The sequence below is a fragment of the Streptomyces sp. NPDC025721 genome (assembly GCF_055558595.1).
In genome coordinates, this window is sequence record NZ_JBVHMF010000034.1 from 65,417 (window position 1) to 79,505 (window position 14,089).

Consider the following 14,089-nt stretch of genomic DNA (forward strand, 5'->3'; position numbering starts at 1 on the left):
GCCGGTCTCAGGAACGGGCCGTGGATTCCGGGAGAGCCGTGGGTTCCGGGAGAGCCGTGGAATCCGGGACATCCGTGGAATCGACGTAGTGGACGGTCGGCCGGGGGTGCATCAGGAAGTCGTGGTGCGAGATGTTCCAGGCGTACGCCCCGGCGAGCGCGAACAGCACCCGGTCGCCCGCGCGGAGTCCCGCCGCCGGGACCCGCCGGGCGAGCACGTCCTTGGGTGTGCACAACTGGCCCGCCAGCGTGACCAGTTCGCCGTCGGCCGCCGAGCGCGGCCACGGGTGCGGCCAGTCGTCAACCGGCAGCAGCACGCAGGGCTGGTCGTGGCCCTTGGCCGCCGGGGTCCGCAGATGGTGGGTGCCGCCGCGCAGCACCGCGAACTCCTCGCCGTGGCTGGGCTTCACGTCCAGCACGTCGGTGGCGTACCAGCCGCAGTACGCGGTCAGGGCGCGGCCCGGTTCGATGCGCAGCAGCGGTCCGGGGTGGGCGTCGAGCAGCCGGGCGAGCCCCTCGCCGTACGCGGCCCAGTCGAAGCGGTCCGCCGGGCGGGTGTAGTCGACGGCCATGCCGCCGCCGACGTTGACCTCCCGGAGCGGGACGCCGTGCCGCGCCGTGAGGTCACTCGCCCAGGCGACCACGGCCTCGGCGACGGCGAGCAATCGCGGCGCCGGGAGGCCGCTGGCCAAATGGGCGTGCACACCGCGCAGTTCGAGGTGCGGGTGGCTGCCGTCGGTGAGCGCGCGGACGGCCGCGTCGGCCTGCGCCGGATCGAGGCCGAAGGGCGAGGGTCCGCCGCCCATAGCCAGCACACCCGTCGCCAACTCCCCCGGTGCGACAGCGAGGTTGAAGCGCAGCAGCACGCCGACGCGGGTCCCGCGCGCGGCCACGAGATGCGCGAGCACGCGCAGTTCGTACGCGCTCTCCACGTGGAAGCGGTCCACGCCGAGGTCGAGCGCGGCCGTGATCTCGGCGGGGGTCTTCCCCGGTCCGCCGAAGGCCAGCGGGCGGCCCGGCACCGCCGCCGCCACATGGGCGGCCTCGCCGCCGGACGAGACCTCGTAGCCGGTCACGTACGGGCCGAGCGCCGCCAGGATCTCCGGCTCCGGGTTGGCCTTCGCCGCGTAGTACAGCTCCGCCCGCTCGGGCAGCGCCGCCCGCACGGCCGCCGCGTGCGCGCGCAGCGCCGCCAGGTCGTAGAGGTAGGCGGGCAGTTGGGAGGTCGGAACGGCGAGAGCCGTGGTCCGTACCGAGTCGGGGACGGCGACAGGTGCGGGTGCGGGTGCGGTCATGACTGCGTCCTCGCGTCGTCGGGATCGCGGTCGGCGCCGCGCACGGGGTGTCCGGGTCCGCCGTCCGGTGCCGGCAGGACGTGCTCGGCGAGCGGTGCCGGCAGGACGTCCTCGGCGAGGGGCGACGGCAGGCGTACGTATCCCGCGAACCGGTCGGCCGCGCGTTCCCAGCGGGTGAGGAGATTGGCCTTGGCGGGCAGCGGCGCTCCGGCGAGCAGGGCGTCGAGCCGGGAGTGATGGCCGTGCTCGTCCGCGTGGTCGCGGATGGCGCGGCGGACCTCGGCCCACAGGGCGGGTTCGGTGTCCGGGTGGAGGTCTGCGAGGGCGGCCAGCATCTCGGCGACGTGGTTGACCAGCAGGCAGTAGACCACCCGGTCCCAGCCCCGGTCGGCGTCGTAGCGCAGGTGCTCCGCGACTTCGGGCGGCAGCGCGGCGAGCGCGTCGGCGCAGGGGCCCGAGAGCAGTTCGGGGACCAGTTTGGTGCCCTCCAGGTCGCGGAAGAGCACCTGGACGGGGTCGCCGTCGGTGTCGACGCAGACCAGCACGTTCTGGAGGTGGGGTTCGAGCACCACGCCGTGGTCGAAGTAGGCGGCAAGCACCGGGGGTACGAGCAGCCGCAGGTAGGCGCGCCACCAGCGCAGGGCCGCCGCCGGGCCGCCGTCCGCGACCAGCCGGGAGATGTGCCCCGGTCCTGTCGGGTACTCGTCGGCGACGGCGGCGGCCAGCAGCGCGGTGCCGCCGGGCCCGAGCCGCCGGTCGAGCCCTTCCCTGACGATCACGCCGAAGCCTTCGAGCAGCGACTGGTCGGGGCGGCCGTCGCGGCCGGGCAGGGCCAGGCTGCGGTAGGCGGGCTCGCGCAGGACGTCGGCGCCGGGGAAGCGGGCGGCGAGGTCGGCGAAGGCGGGCCGCAGCATCCGGGTCAGGGCGACGGCCCCGGCCAGTTCATAACTGGCGTTCTTGCGCAGGCAGTTGGTGATCCGCACATTGAGGCTGAATTTGAGGAAGGTGTCGCCGTCGTAGAGGGTGCGGACGGAGGCGGTGGCGGCGAAGCGGGTCCTGCCGGGGCCCAGGTCCAGCACGTCGCGGCGGTCCAGGGCGGCGCGCAGCGCGGGGTGGCGGCGCAGCAGGTCGTACTGCCAGGGGTGGGCGGGCAGCAGCCGGTAGCCCGTGGGCACGGCCGCGAGCCGGTCCAGCGGGTCGGCGGCGCCGGGCTCGGCGCACTCCTGGACGGTCAGATCCTCGCGCACGGCGAGCAGCCGCAGCGGGAAGGACGCCGAGGTCTCCGGTGCGTAGGCGGCCCATGAACCGGGGTCGCCGCCACGGGACTTGGGGGCCGGGTGGAAGCGGTGGCCGTAGACGAGCGACTGTTCGGAGGCGAGGTATCCGGCGAGCGGGAGCCCGGCCGCGACGGGGCGCGGGGCGCGCAGCGCGGTGGCGACTCCGTGGTGGCTGGACTCCACCTGGTCGAGGAATTCGTCGTTGGGCACGCCGGTGAGCGAGGTCAGCTCGGCGTGGGTGTGTTCGGCCAGCCGTCGCCAGTCGATCTCGGTCCAGTCGTCGTGGCCGGTCTGTTCCGTGACCGGTCCCGCGAAGCGGTGCGCGCCGAGCAGTGAGGTGCGGCGCAGCGCGACCCGCAGCCGTACTCCGGTGCGGGACAGCCGTACCAGCAGGCGGCCGTCGATGACGGCGGTCTGGTGCTCGGGCCCCGACACCTCGCGGAGCAGGCAGTTCAGCAGGGTGTGGGCCACGGCCCGGTCCGCGTCGGGCAGTCCCGCGTGCCGGGCGCAGTCGGCGGGTCCGGTGATGGTGGGCAGCGTCATCAACGGCTCCGCAGAAGGTAGTTGGGTCCGGTGGTGTAGTGCTTGTTGATGTCGGTGGCTCCTGAGCGGTCCTTGGTGAGCAGCGTGCCCGCGCTCACCATCGCTTTGACGGGCAGGCGCGGTGCGTCGAGCACACGCGCGCGCAGGGTCTCGCCCGCTTCGCCCGGCCGGGTGCCGAGCCGCCGCGCGGCCCGGTCGAGCAGGTCGCGTACGCGGTCGAGCAGGTCTTCCAGCGGGGCGCGGCCGAGCCGCGCGAGGGCGAACGCGTAGGCGCCCGCGCACAGATGGACGGTGATGGTGGTGAACAGATCGGCCACCGGGCCGTCGTCGTCGACCAGGATGCGCGGGTCGTCGAAGGCGGCGCGCTCCGGCGCGTCGGGGCCGAGGGCCGCGCGCAGCCGCACGCGGTTGACGCGCAGGCCGTCGTCGTCCTTGAGGAGCAGGCGCAGCCGGGTGCGGCCTTCGGGGTCGTCCAGCAGCAGCGAGATGTTCTGCTGGTGGGACTCCAGGGCGATGCCGTATCCGAAGAGCGTGGTCTGCCAGTCGAGGAGCAGGGTGAGGACCGCGTCGAGCAGGGCGAGCGGGTCACCGCCGTAGTAGCGGTCGGCGAGGTGGTCGATGACCGGCCGGCCGTCGGGGGCCTCGGCGAGCAGCGCGGCCATGGGCAGGACGGCGCAGCCGTCGAGGCCGGGCGGGTGGCGGCGGACGAGCACGGCGAGGAGTTCGTGGCCCGCGTGCGCGAACCGGGTCTCGTCGGCGTGCAGCACGCTGTCGCGGAAGCGCGGTTCGCGCGCGGTCACCGCCTCCAGCAGCCGCTGCCCGGCCGCGCCGTCGATCAGGCTGCCCGGTTTGATCGTGCGCCGGTTGAGCAGCCCCAACGTCGAGGTGGCCAGGGGCAGTTTGAGGTGGGTGCCGGGGTCGGCGAGGACCGCGACGGTGCGGGTCGACAGTGTGGGCGCCACGTCCAGGTACGTCCGGTCGGCCAGTACGGACCTGCCGTCGAGGCCGGTGGCGCGCAGCGCGTCCCGCAGCGGGCCGTCCGCCGTGAGGGGGTGGACGGGGACGGCGACATGGGTGCCGTCCAGCTCCTGCGGCAGGCCGAGGGTGAGGGCGGACGGCCGCAGAACGCCGAGGCCGAGGCCGTCGGGTGCCCGATCGCCGTCCGCGCCCTGCACGGTGACGGCCTCCCTGGGCAGGGCGAGCCAGCGCAGGGCGAAGCGCGGCGCGAATTCGGGCGCGTGAGCTAGGAGTTGATTTTCCGTCAGTCCGCTGCGGGCGGCGGAGGTCGGGTGCACCGGGTGGCCGTACCGGGCGGCCAGGGTGTCGTACGCGAGGGCGCCGGTGAGTCCGGTCCACCCGGCGGGGTCACCGCCGTGGCGTGCGGTGAGCCGGGCCACGGTGTCGGCGCGGGTCGCGGTCCGCAGCCGCAGGGCGGTCAGCGCGTCCCGGTACTCGTCCGCGAAGGCGGTGAAGCCCGCGCGGTCCTCGGGCGCCGCGAGAGCGCGCAGCGCCGCCAGGACGTCCTCGCCGGTCGTCAACTCCCGCCCGCCGGGCTCCTGGAGCAGCAGCGGAAGCCGGGCGGCGTACTCGCTCTGGAAGCCGTCCGCCGTGACCGGCAGCAGGAGCGCCGACTCCTCCCCTGCCGGGTCGGTCACGGGCGGCGGCAGCGGCAGCACGTCCGCATCGGCCTCGGGGACCGGCAGTCGCAGCCAGTCGCCGTCGGGGCGGCGTACGAGGGCGCTGCCGGTGCGCAGGCGCACGACGTCCTCGCGCAGCAGCGTGCTCAACACGTCGAGCAGCAGGGCGCGTTCTTCGTCTCCGGCGGCCCGGCCGGTCACCGTCACGGCGTGATCTCCCAGCGGTGCTCGGCGAGGAAGCCGGTGACGGCCCGCTCCACGGCGTCCTCGTCGGGTCCGATGGCCCGGACGACGCCCAGCAGGTCGCGGTTGGTGCGGTGCAGCGGATGCCGTTCGCCGACCGCCCGCAACGGCCGGTAGGTCAGGCGCACGCCGTCGGCCGTCAGGTCGGCCGGGCCGGGGGCGGCGGTGAGGGTGCCCGCCTGCCGCGCGTAGGGGTAGTCGAGCCGGGCGGCGCGGCCGGTCGCGGTGCGCAGGTCGGCCGGGAGGGGTTCGCCCAGATGGATGCGGAGGATGTGTTCGAAGAGCGGCAGGTCGAGCAGTTCGGCCAGCAGCAGGTCGCACTGGTCGCCGATGGCGCGGTAGTTGACCTCGATCAGGCGCGCGCGCCCTTCGTGCAGCACGAATTCGGTGTGGCAGGCGCCGAATCCGACACCGAGGGCGTCGAGTTGGGCGAGGACCTGGTCGACGACGGGCGCGGGGTGCGCGGGGACGAAGGTCAGCCGCTCCTCGATGAAGTACGGCGGCGGGGACAGCGTGGTGCGGAAGCCGCCCAGCACATGGCGGGTCGTACCGTCGCCGAGGGTTTCCAGGGTGAGCAGTTCGCCGGGCAGGAACTCCTCCACGACCAGTGCGGCGCCCGGCCGGTCGGCCTGGATCCGCCGGACGCGGCGCTCCAGGTCCGCCGGGTCCTCGGCGCGTACGACGTCCTCGCTCGCCACGCCCTCGCGCGGTTTGACGACGCAGGGGTACGGCACGTCGAGTCCGGCGAGGCAGGCCGCCGGGTCCTGGCCCGCGGGCACCTGCGCCGACCACACCGTGTCGACGCCCGAGGCGGCCAGGACCCGGCGCGTCTCGGCCTTGTCCTTGGTGCGCAGCGCGGCCTGCCAGCTCTTGGCGGGCAGGCCGAAGTAGTCGGCGGCCAGGGCGGCTTGGACCTGGAGGTGGTCGCTGTTGGTGAAGACGGCGTCCGGCGGCCGATAGGCGGAGACGCGGGTGATGACGGCGCGGAAGTCGCGTACGTCGCACTCCAGGACGCCGACCGCAGGATCGTCGCCGTACGCGGCCCGGTGCGCGGCGGGCTGGTCGGTGAGGACCGTGACGTCCAGGCCGAGGCGGCGGGCGGCCGGGAGGAATCCCTCGGTGACCGAGTCGGTCGGGTTCAGAGCCAGCACATAGAGCCGCATGGGGGTCCACTTCCGGGCGCGCAGTCGTTCGGGCCGACGGTCGTGGGACGACCGGTGACCAGGGGCGCGACGAGCCTAGGTTAGGCATGCCTAACTCTGTCAATTCGCCCCGGCGCGGCGCCGGTTGACGGCCGTGGGCACCGGCGCGTCGGTGCGATTGTCATGCTGTCCGCTGATCCGATCATGTCCACCGACCGGCGCGCGCGACACCGATTTCCGCCGTGCCCGGAGGTCCGCCGTCGCCCCGGTTCGCACGCCGTCCGTCCACCGTCCGACCTGAGCGCGGACGGGCGGTGGACGGACCTTGGACAGCAGGTGAAGCGGGCCGAACCGCCCTACGCCATACGGGGGTTCGGGTGGCGCCGGGCTGCGGCGGCGTCGTTAGCATGTCCGGAGATCCGCGATCTCCCCTGGCTCTCCGTGCGATCGGGGCCAGGGCGGAGGGCGGCCGATGACGTCGGATGGAGGTCCGGGTGGACGGTTTCGCCGAGGCGATGCTGGAGCGGGTGCGCGTGGCTCGGGAGGCGGTGGCCGCCGCGGGGCGGGCGGGGGACGCGTACGCGTTGGCCGTGGCCTGCGACGAGTTGGACGACGCGCTCCGGATCGCCCGCGCGAACGGGGTCGACGCGGATCTTCCAGAGGACGGGGACGACGGCGGCGCGGAGACCGACGGCTGACCGCGGCCCGACGCCCGGCCCGCACTCCCCCGGCACCGCACCCGTCCGGCCCCGATCCCCCCTGGCGCGAACCCGCCTGTTACCCGCCGCCGCCCATGGGCAGCCTGGGAGCAGGGGTCCCGATGCGGCGTCCGCCCCGCCGTACAGTGTCCGGCACACCGCGACGAGGGGATTCGGCATGATCACCGAGCCGGAGATGGTCGAGGAGCCGGAGCCCGACCGCCCCGCCCCCGACATCCTGAGCGGCGCGGGTCACGCGCCGCCGTCGCTGCGCTCCGCGCTCTCCCGGCTGCGCACCCGCCTCCCGCCGCCGCGCTCCCCCGCGGACCCGTACCGCGTCCGCGACACGGGCGGCGGTCACGGCGGCGAGGACAGGGGCCCGACCCTCAAGCCCTGGCGGCCACGGCCCGAGGGACGCCGGGGCCGCGTGCTGTGGGCGCTCGGCGGCGTCGTCACGGCGTCGGCGGTCTGGCTCGCGGTCCTCCAGTTCACCGGTTACGGCGGCCCGCGGCCGGACCTGCACGGCTATCACCTCGCGGACAACCCGTGCACCAGCGACAATCTCCAGCCGCTGTCCGACGCCTTCGGCACCGAATTCCTCCAGGGCATCCCCGTGATCACCAAGGGTCCCGCCCTCGACCACGCCGCCTGCACCCTGACCACGTCGGTGACCGGGAGCGGCGACTGGGAGACGACGTACACGGTCACCGTCACCGTCGACCTGCACAAGAAGTCCGACGTCCACGCCGAATTCGCGGACCTCTCGCATGTGATCGTCCCCGACCCCACGACCGCGGGTTCCGGCGACTTCCTGTTCATGACCGACTCGCCCGAGGTCACCAAGGCGCTGCGCGGCCTCGGCGACCAGGCGTTCACGATCTACGGCACCGCGCGGCAGGCCGTCACCGTCCGGCACGGCGGCGCCGTCTTCTCGCTCAGCGTGGACGGCATCAAGCAGTGGAACGGCGTGGCCGCCCGCCCGCTGAACGCCGACGGCTCCCCCATCGAGGCGACCCCCGCCGACACCATCGCGCTGCGCCCGGCGCTCATCCGGGCCATGCGCCACCTGATGAGCGCCCTCGCGCACTGAGCCGAGCCCCGTCGAACCGAACCGAGTGCCGAGCCGGGCCGAGCCGGGCCGAGTGGAGCCGAGCCGCGTGGAGCCGAGCCGAGCCGGGCCGACTCAGCCCACCGGCCCGGCGCGCGGCCCGCCGCCTCACGTACCCAGGACGGCCCGCAACTCCGGCTGGAGCGCGTCACCGTGGGCGCGCACCATGTCGTCGCACAGCTCCCAGATCCGTTCGACGGGGAGCGAGGCGGCCGTCGCCGGGTCGGTCATGGCGGCGTGCCGGATATGGCGGGGGTCGCCCTCGATCGCGGCGCGGACGACGAGGTCGGTGGTGCTGAGGTAGGTGCGGTTCAGCGCGGCGCACTGCGGCGGCAGCGCGCCGATCCGGGTGGGCTGGACGCCCAACGCGTCGACCAGGCACGGCACTTCGACCGTACCGGCGGCCGGGAGGTCGTCGATGAGGCCGTGGTTGGGCACATTGCCGTAGATGGTGCGCGGGGTGCCGGTGGTGATGCTGTGGATCACCTGCGGCGCGTACTCCATCGTGCCCTCGACCGGCAGCGGGAGTCCGGCGGCGAGCGCGGCGCGGGTCTTCTCGTACGCGGCGACGTTCTCGTCCACGATGCCGAGGTACGCGCCGACGGGCAGCCGCAGCCGCTCGATCTCGCTGTCGTGGTGCAGGTACCAGGGCACGTACTCGGAGGAGTGCTCGCTGGTCTCGGTCGGGTAGTAGCCGAGCCGCCGGTACATGTCGACGCGGACCCTGCGGCGCAGTTGCGGGTCCTGCGCGATGAGCGCGTCGAGCCGCGGGTAGACGTCCTCGCCCTGGTACTCGAAGCGCAGCACCCACGCCTGGTGGTTGACGCCCGCCGCGTGGTAGGTGACCTCTTCCAGCGGGATGCGCAGCAGTTCCGCCAGGTCGTGCATCGTCCAGTACACCGAGTGGCACAGGCCGACGACCCGGGTCAGTCCGGTGGCCTCGGCGAGGTACTGCACGTTCATCGCCATCGGGTTGGTGTAGTTGAGCAGCCAGGCGTCGGGGCAGACCTCCGCGATGTCCCGGCCGAGTTCCCGCAGGACGGGGAAGGTGCGCAGCGCGCGGAAGATGCCGCCGACGCCGAGGGTGTCGCCGATGGTCTGGCGCAGGCCATGGCGGGCGGGGACGTCGAAGTCGGTACGGGTCGCCTCGCCCATGCCGACCTGGATGATGTTGATGACGAAGTCGGCGCCTTCCAGGGCCGCGCGGCGCTCGGCGTGCGCGGTGATCAGCGGCGCCGCGCCGCGCTCGGCCGCGATGTGCCGTGCGGCCCCGTCGGCGGTGGCCAGCCGCTCGGCGTCGATGTCGTGCAGCGCGATGTGCACGTCCTTGAGCTCGGGGAAGGCGAAGAGGTCGGCGAGCAGGCCCTGGGTGAAGACGACGCTTCCGGCACCGATGAAGGCGATCTTGGTCGTACGGGTGGCGCCGCTGGTCGTCGTGCGGGGTGTGGTGCTGGCTGTGCTCATGACGGGTTCTTTCCGTTGCGGGTGGTGGCGGCGCGGGAGGCGCCGAGCGCCTCGTCCCAGGTGGGTTGGGCGGTGGTGCCGCCGTGCGCTCGGGTGGACAGGGCGCCGCAGGCGGCGGCCAGGGCGAGGGCGGCTGCCAGGGGCAGGCCCGCCAAGGTGGCGGCGACGAAGCCGGCGTCGAAGCTGTCGCCCGCGCCGACGGTGTCGAGCGGCCGTACGGGGACGGCGGGGGCGCGCAGCGGGCCGCGGCCGTCGTGGGCCAGGGCGCCGTCCGCGCCGTTCTTCACCACCACCAGCGGACCGCGCGCGGCGAGCAGGGCCGCGGCCCGCTCGACGTCGGCGGGCTCGGGGTCCCCCGCCGGGATCTTCCCGTGCGCCTCGGGGTCACCGGACACGGCCTCCCCGACGGCCGCCAGGGCGCACGCCTCCCTGGCGTTCGGCAGCAGGATGTCGGTGACGGGGAGCAGCGCGGCGATTCCGGCCGGGTCCCAGTCGCCCGCCGGGTCGTCGTTGGTGTCGAGCGAGGTGGTGGCGCCGTGCGCGCGGGCGGTGCGGAAGAGGTCGGGCAGCGCGGTCGCGAGTCCCGGCAGCAGGAAGTACGAGGCGGCGTGCACATGGCGGCTGTGCGCGAGCAGCGCCTGGGGCACGTCGGCGCCGACGGTGGCCGTGAGGGTGCCGGGCGCGGTGAGGATGGCGCGGTCGTCGCCGCGGGTGAGCACGGTGGTCAGCGGCGTCGGCAGGTCCGGGTCCACCCGCAGCGCCGCGGTGTCGACGCCGCGCTCGGCCAGGGCGGTACGGACGTACCGGCCGGTGTCGTCGTCGCCGATCCGGCCGGCGATGGCGACCTTCAGGCCGAGCCGGGCGGCGCCGCACGCCATGATCGCGGCGGAGCCGCCGAGGGTCAGCAGGCCGGTGGGGACGAGCTGTTCGCGCTGGCCGAAGGCGAGCGGGGCGTCCAGCGGCCCCAGGACGATGTCGGGATTGGCGTCCCCGATGACGAGCAGGTCGAACGTGTCCGGCATGAGCTGGCTTTCTGTGGTGGTGGGGCGGAAGTCCGGCGGCGGAAGTCCGGGCGGTGTCCCGTCAGCCCTTCGGGCGACGGAGCGGGTCCGTCCGTCCTCGGGCGACGGGGCGGTGTCCCGTCAGCCCTTCAGGCCGCTGGAGGTGATCGACTGGATGAACTGCTTCTGCGCCGCGAGGAAGGCGAGCAGCACCGGCAGGACGGTCAGGACGTTGCCCGCCATCACCGCGGACCAGCGGGTGTGGTGCAGGCCCTGGAAGGTGGTCAGGCCGAGTTGCAGCGTGTACTGCGTGTCGTGGTTGATGGCGATCAGCGGCCAGGTCAGGTCGTTCCAGGTGCTGAGGAAGGTCAGCACCGCGACCGTGCTCAGCGCGGGCCGCGACAGCGGCAGCACGATGAGCAGCAGCACGCGCAGCCGTGAGCAGCCGTCGATCCACGCGGCCTCCTCCAGCTCCCTGGGCAGCGAGAGGAAGAACTGCCGCAGCAGGAAGACCGCGAAGGGCGTGACCAGCGACGGCACGATGAGCGCGCCGAGGGTGTCGATCAGGCCGAGCCGCTTCATCACCAGGAAGGTCGGGATCATGGTGAGCTGGAACGGGATCGCCATGGTGGCCAGCATCAGCACCAGCAGGGTGCGCGAGCCGGCGAACCGCATCCGGGCGAAGGCGTATCCGCCGAGCGCGCCGAAGACGAGGTTGGAGACGACCGCGACGACGGAGACGATCAGCGAGTTGGCGAACCAGCGCGGGAACAGCGCGTTGCCGAGCACGTAGCGGTAGCCGCCGAGGTCGATGTGGGAGGGCCACAGCGCGGGCGGGAAGCGGTTGATCTCGGCGTTGCTCATCACCGAGCTGACCAGCAGCCAGATCAGCGGGACCGCGAAGAGCAGGGCGAGCGGGGCGAGCAGCAGGTGCCAGCCGCTGAAGGGCAGCCGCGACCGCCGGGGGCGGGGCGCGCTCGGCCGCGGGGCGTCGGCGTTCTCGGCGCCGGGCGGCGCCGCGTCGGGCAGGGCTGAGGTGACGGTCATCGCGGGGCTCCTTCGAGGCGTACGGGCTCGCGGCGGCGCAGGGCCCGCGTGCCGACGGCGATCACCAGCAGGGCGAGCGCGAGCACGTAGGCGGCGGCTGCCCCGTAACCGGCGGTGAAGTTCTTGAACGCCTGCTCCCAGATGAAGTAGACGATCACGGTGGTGGAGCCGAGCGGTCCGCCCTTGGTGGTGACGTAGACGAGGTCGAAGACCTGGAGGGAGTTGATGGTCTGCCACAGCAGCAGGAAGACGTTGACCGGGGTGAGCGTCGGCAGCACGACGTGGCGCAGCAGTTGGCGGCGTCCCGCCCCGTCGAGTCTGGCGGCCTCGATGAGGGACTGCGGCACGTCCTGGAGCGCGGCGAGGTAGACCACGACGCAGAAGCCGGTGCCGCTCCACAGGGAGATCGCGACGAGGACGAGGAGGGCCTGCGACGGATCGGTGAGGAACCCCTGCGGGGAGACGCCGATGGAGTGCAGTACGGAGTTGGCGGCGCCGAACTGCGGGTCGAGGATGAAGGAGAACAGCACGCCCTGCGCGGTGGCCGAGATGACGAACGGTACGAAGATCAGGGTGCGGTAGACGCCGACGAGCCGGATGCGCCGGTTGAGCGCGAGGGCGAGCGCCAGGCCCAGCAGCATGCTCAGCGGGACGTACAGCGCGGTGTACTCCAGGGTGTTGCGCACCGCCTGGCTGAAGTGCGGGTCCTTGGACAGGGCCCGGTAGTTGGCCAGGCCCACCCAGCGGCTGGGGGTGACCAGGTCGTCCGCGCGGAAGGACAGCAGCAGCGACCAGACCACGGGGACGACGCTGAGGCCGAGGATGACCACGATCGAGGGCGCGATGAAGGTCCACGCGGTCGCGGACTCGCCGCGCAGCCTGCGGCGCCGGGCGCGCAGTTGCTGTGCGTGCTCGCGGTCGCGGTCCTGGTCGGACAGGGTGAGCGGGGCGGGGCGGCGCTGCGCGGGGCCCGGCCTGTGCCGGGGCAGCAGCCGCGGCGTGGTTCTCGACATGGGTCTCCTCAACGCGGGATGAGCAGTGCGGCGTTGGCTTCGTGCGCACAGTCGCGCAGTGCCTTGGCGGGGGTGCTGCGGCCGAGCAGCACCGCGGTGATCGCCTGGCCGAGCGCCTCGGAGATCTGCGGGTAGGCGGGGTGGGCGGGGCGTACCCGCGCGGTCTCCAGGGCCTTGGTGAAGACCGACAGACCCTCCGTGCGGGAACTGCGGTCCTGCCACGCGGGCAGCGCCTGGGTGCTGCGGCTGAGCGGGAGGCTGCCGGCCTGGATGTCCCATCGCACGTCCTGCGGCGGCTGGATCAGCCATTCGACGAAGGTGCGGGCGGCGGCGACGCGCGCCGAGCCGTTGTCGAAGACCGTCCAGGTGTCGGGCCCGGAGATGGTGACCTCTTTCCCGCTGTAGCTGGGCAGCGGGACGACGTGGTAGTCGATCTTGGCCTGGATGACGTCGGGCAGTTGCCAGGGGCCGGTGGGGACCATGCCCATCCGGCCGGAGAGGAAGACCTGGTACATCTGCTCGCTGCCGGGCTTGGGGTCGATGTAGACGCTCTTGTCGGAGGCGAGGGTGGCGATGGTCTCCAGGGCGCGGACGCCGGTGTCCTCGAAGCCGATGCCGTGGCCGTCGGCGGAGATGACCTCGCCGCCGAGGTCCCAGATCATCGGCCAGATCCGCCAGACGGTGTCCTCGTCGCCGACGCCCGGCCAGCCGGTGCCGAAGGTGCCGTCGGCGTGGCTGGTGAGCTTCTTCGCGGTGGCCGTGAACTCGTCCCAGGTCCAGCCGGGCTCGGGCAGCGGCACTCCGGCGCGGGCGAAGAGCTTCTTGTTGCAGACGACGGCGAGCGAGTCGATGAGCGCGGGCGCGGCGCGTACCCGCTTGTTGACGGTGACGGCCTCGCGGGCCGGGGTCCAGAAGTCGTTCCAGGGGGTGGGGCCGTGGGCCATCGTCGCCGTGAGGTCCACGACCTTGGGGCTGCGGGCGATGCTGGCCAGGTCCGAGCCGAAGATGTAGGCGATGTCGGGGTACGAGCCGGAGGCGAGCGCGGCGGTGACCTTCTGGAGCATGGCGTCGGACAGGACGCCGCCGCCGGGGTCGACCCTGATCTTCGGGTGGGTGCGGTTGAACTCGGCCACCAGTTGCTGGATCGCGGCGCGGCCGGTGTCGGTCTGGCCGTGCCACAGCTCGACGGTGACCCGGCCGTCCGCGCCCACGCCGTCGCTCTCGCCGGTGCCGCAGCCCGCGAGCAGCGCGCCCGCGGCGGCGCCGGAGAGCAGTCCTGTGCCGCGGCGCAGGACGTCACGGCGGGAGAGTCCGGTGTCCCGGCGCGGGTGCCCGGCGGGCGGCGGGTCGCCGGGGAGCGGGCTGCGGGGCAGGACGGGGCCTGCGGTCATCGGTGCCTCCAGAAGGCGGAAGTGCGAGTGCGGGTGCCGGGCGGCGGCTGGGGGGCGGGGCCGTTGCCCGTGCCGGGCGGCGGGGGCCCGGGGGGGGGGGGGGGGGGGGGGGGGAGGGGGGGGGGGGGGGAGGAGGGGGGGGAGAAGGGGGGGGGGGGGGGGGGGGGGGGGGGGGGGGGGGGGGGTGGGGGGGGCGGCGGTGCGTTGTTGAGGGGCGGGGAGGTCGGAAAC

General features: G+C 73.9%; 11 protein-coding genes. 2 read left to right on the forward strand and 9 right to left on the reverse strand.

Annotation, left to right across the window (positions count from 1 at the left end):
- Nucleotides 1-7: 7 nt before the first annotated feature.
- From ACZ4EF_RS33000 to ACZ4EF_RS33015, 4 genes are read right to left on the reverse strand one after another with little or no spacing between them, the layout of a single operon-like run.
- The gene (locus ACZ4EF_RS33000) at nt 8-1,294 is read right to left on the reverse strand and encodes a type III PLP-dependent enzyme (RefSeq protein ID WP_467507805.1); all 1,287 of its coding nucleotides are present in this window, start codon (nt 1,292-1,294) and stop codon (nt 8-10) included.
- Nucleotides 1,291-3,114: an IucA/IucC family protein gene (locus ACZ4EF_RS33005; protein ID WP_467507806.1), complete on the reverse strand. Its 1,824-nt coding sequence runs from the start codon at nt 3,112-3,114 to the stop codon at nt 1,291-1,293. Before ACZ4EF_RS33005 ends, ACZ4EF_RS33000 begins: the two co-directional genes overlap by 4 nt.
- Nucleotides 3,114-4,952 (reverse strand): IucA/IucC family protein, encoded by a 1,839-nt coding sequence (locus ACZ4EF_RS33010; RefSeq protein WP_467507822.1) that lies wholly within the window; start codon nt 4,950-4,952, stop codon nt 3,114-3,116. Before ACZ4EF_RS33010 ends, ACZ4EF_RS33005 begins: the two co-directional genes overlap by 1 nt.
- Before the next feature lie 2 nt (nt 4,953-4,954).
- Nucleotides 4,955-6,157: an ATP-grasp domain-containing protein gene (locus ACZ4EF_RS33015; RefSeq protein ID WP_467507808.1), complete on the reverse strand. Its 1,203-nt coding sequence runs from the start codon at nt 6,155-6,157 to the stop codon at nt 4,955-4,957.
- Between the two features lie 473 nt (nt 6,158-6,630).
- Here ACZ4EF_RS33015 and ACZ4EF_RS33020 point away from each other — a divergent pair, with 473 nt between their 5' ends.
- Together ACZ4EF_RS33020 and ACZ4EF_RS33025 are read left to right on the forward strand one after the other, a co-directional pair.
- Complete coding sequence (locus ACZ4EF_RS33020) at nt 6,631-6,834, forward strand: hypothetical protein (protein WP_467507810.1); 204 nt, start codon at nt 6,631-6,633, stop codon at nt 6,832-6,834.
- A 178-nt stretch (nt 6,835-7,012) separates the two neighbouring features.
- The gene (locus ACZ4EF_RS33025) at nt 7,013-7,924 is read left to right on the forward strand and encodes a hypothetical protein (protein WP_391162115.1); all 912 of its coding nucleotides are present in this window, start codon (nt 7,013-7,015) and stop codon (nt 7,922-7,924) included.
- A gap of 126 nt (nt 7,925-8,050) precedes the next feature.
- Here ACZ4EF_RS33025 and melA read toward each other — a convergent pair whose 3' ends face one another.
- The 5 genes from melA to ACZ4EF_RS33050 all read right to left on the reverse strand — a co-directional run bounded on the left by melA (nt 8,051) and on the right by ACZ4EF_RS33050 (nt 13,858).
- The gene (gene melA, locus ACZ4EF_RS33030; protein WP_355345756.1) at nt 8,051-9,406 is read right to left on the reverse strand and encodes an alpha-glucosidase/alpha-galactosidase; all 1,356 of its coding nucleotides are present in this window, start codon (nt 9,404-9,406) and stop codon (nt 8,051-8,053) included.
- Nucleotides 9,403-10,428, reverse strand: a complete 1,026-nt coding sequence (locus tag ACZ4EF_RS33035; RefSeq protein ID WP_467507812.1) for a carbohydrate kinase family protein — start codon at nt 10,426-10,428, stop codon at nt 9,403-9,405. The genes melA and ACZ4EF_RS33035 overlap by 4 nt, the downstream gene beginning before the upstream one ends.
- A 120-nt stretch (nt 10,429-10,548) precedes the next feature.
- Nucleotides 10,549-11,454: a carbohydrate ABC transporter permease gene (locus ACZ4EF_RS33040; RefSeq protein ID WP_391117716.1), complete on the reverse strand. Its 906-nt coding sequence runs from the start codon at nt 11,452-11,454 to the stop codon at nt 10,549-10,551.
- Nucleotides 11,451-12,467, reverse strand: a complete 1,017-nt coding sequence (locus tag ACZ4EF_RS33045) for a carbohydrate ABC transporter permease (RefSeq protein ID WP_355345765.1) — start codon at nt 12,465-12,467, stop codon at nt 11,451-11,453. Before ACZ4EF_RS33045 ends, ACZ4EF_RS33040 begins: the two co-directional genes overlap by 4 nt.
- Nucleotides 12,468-12,475: 8 nt before the next feature.
- Nucleotides 12,476-13,858 carry an ABC transporter substrate-binding protein gene (locus ACZ4EF_RS33050; RefSeq protein WP_401310835.1) on the reverse strand — a complete coding sequence of 461 codons (1,383 nt, stop codon included), beginning with the start codon at nt 13,856-13,858 and terminating at the stop codon, nt 12,476-12,478.
- Nucleotides 13,859-14,089 lie beyond the last annotated feature (231 nt).

Excerpts from the sequence above, each read along its gene's own strand:
- ACZ4EF_RS33000 (WP_467507805.1), bottom strand. The coding sequence starts at position 1,294 with ATGACCGCACCCGCACCCGCACCTGTCGCCGTCCCCGACTCGGTACGG.
- ACZ4EF_RS33005 (WP_467507806.1), bottom strand. The coding sequence starts at position 3,114 with ATGACGCTGCCCACCATCACCGGACCCGCCGACTGCGCCCGGCACGCG.
- ACZ4EF_RS33015 (WP_467507808.1), bottom strand. The coding sequence starts at position 6,157 with ATGCGGCTCTATGTGCTGGCTCTGAACCCGACCGACTCGGTCACCGAG.
- ACZ4EF_RS33025 (WP_391162115.1), top strand. The coding sequence starts at position 7,013 with ATGATCACCGAGCCGGAGATGGTCGAGGAGCCGGAGCCCGACCGCCCC.
- melA (WP_355345756.1), bottom strand. The coding sequence starts at position 9,406 with ATGAGCACAGCCAGCACCACACCCCGCACGACGACCAGCGGCGCCACC.
- ACZ4EF_RS33035 (WP_467507812.1), bottom strand. The coding sequence starts at position 10,428 with ATGCCGGACACGTTCGACCTGCTCGTCATCGGGGACGCCAATCCCGAC.
- ACZ4EF_RS33040 (WP_391117716.1), bottom strand. The coding sequence starts at position 11,454 with ATGACCGTCACCTCAGCCCTGCCCGACGCGGCGCCGCCCGGCGCCGAG.
- ACZ4EF_RS33045 (WP_355345765.1), bottom strand. The coding sequence starts at position 12,467 with ATGTCGAGAACCACGCCGCGGCTGCTGCCCCGGCACAGGCCGGGCCCC.
- ACZ4EF_RS33050 (WP_401310835.1), bottom strand. The coding sequence starts at position 13,858 with ATGACCGCAGGCCCCGTCCTGCCCCGCAGCCCGCTCCCCGGCGACCCG.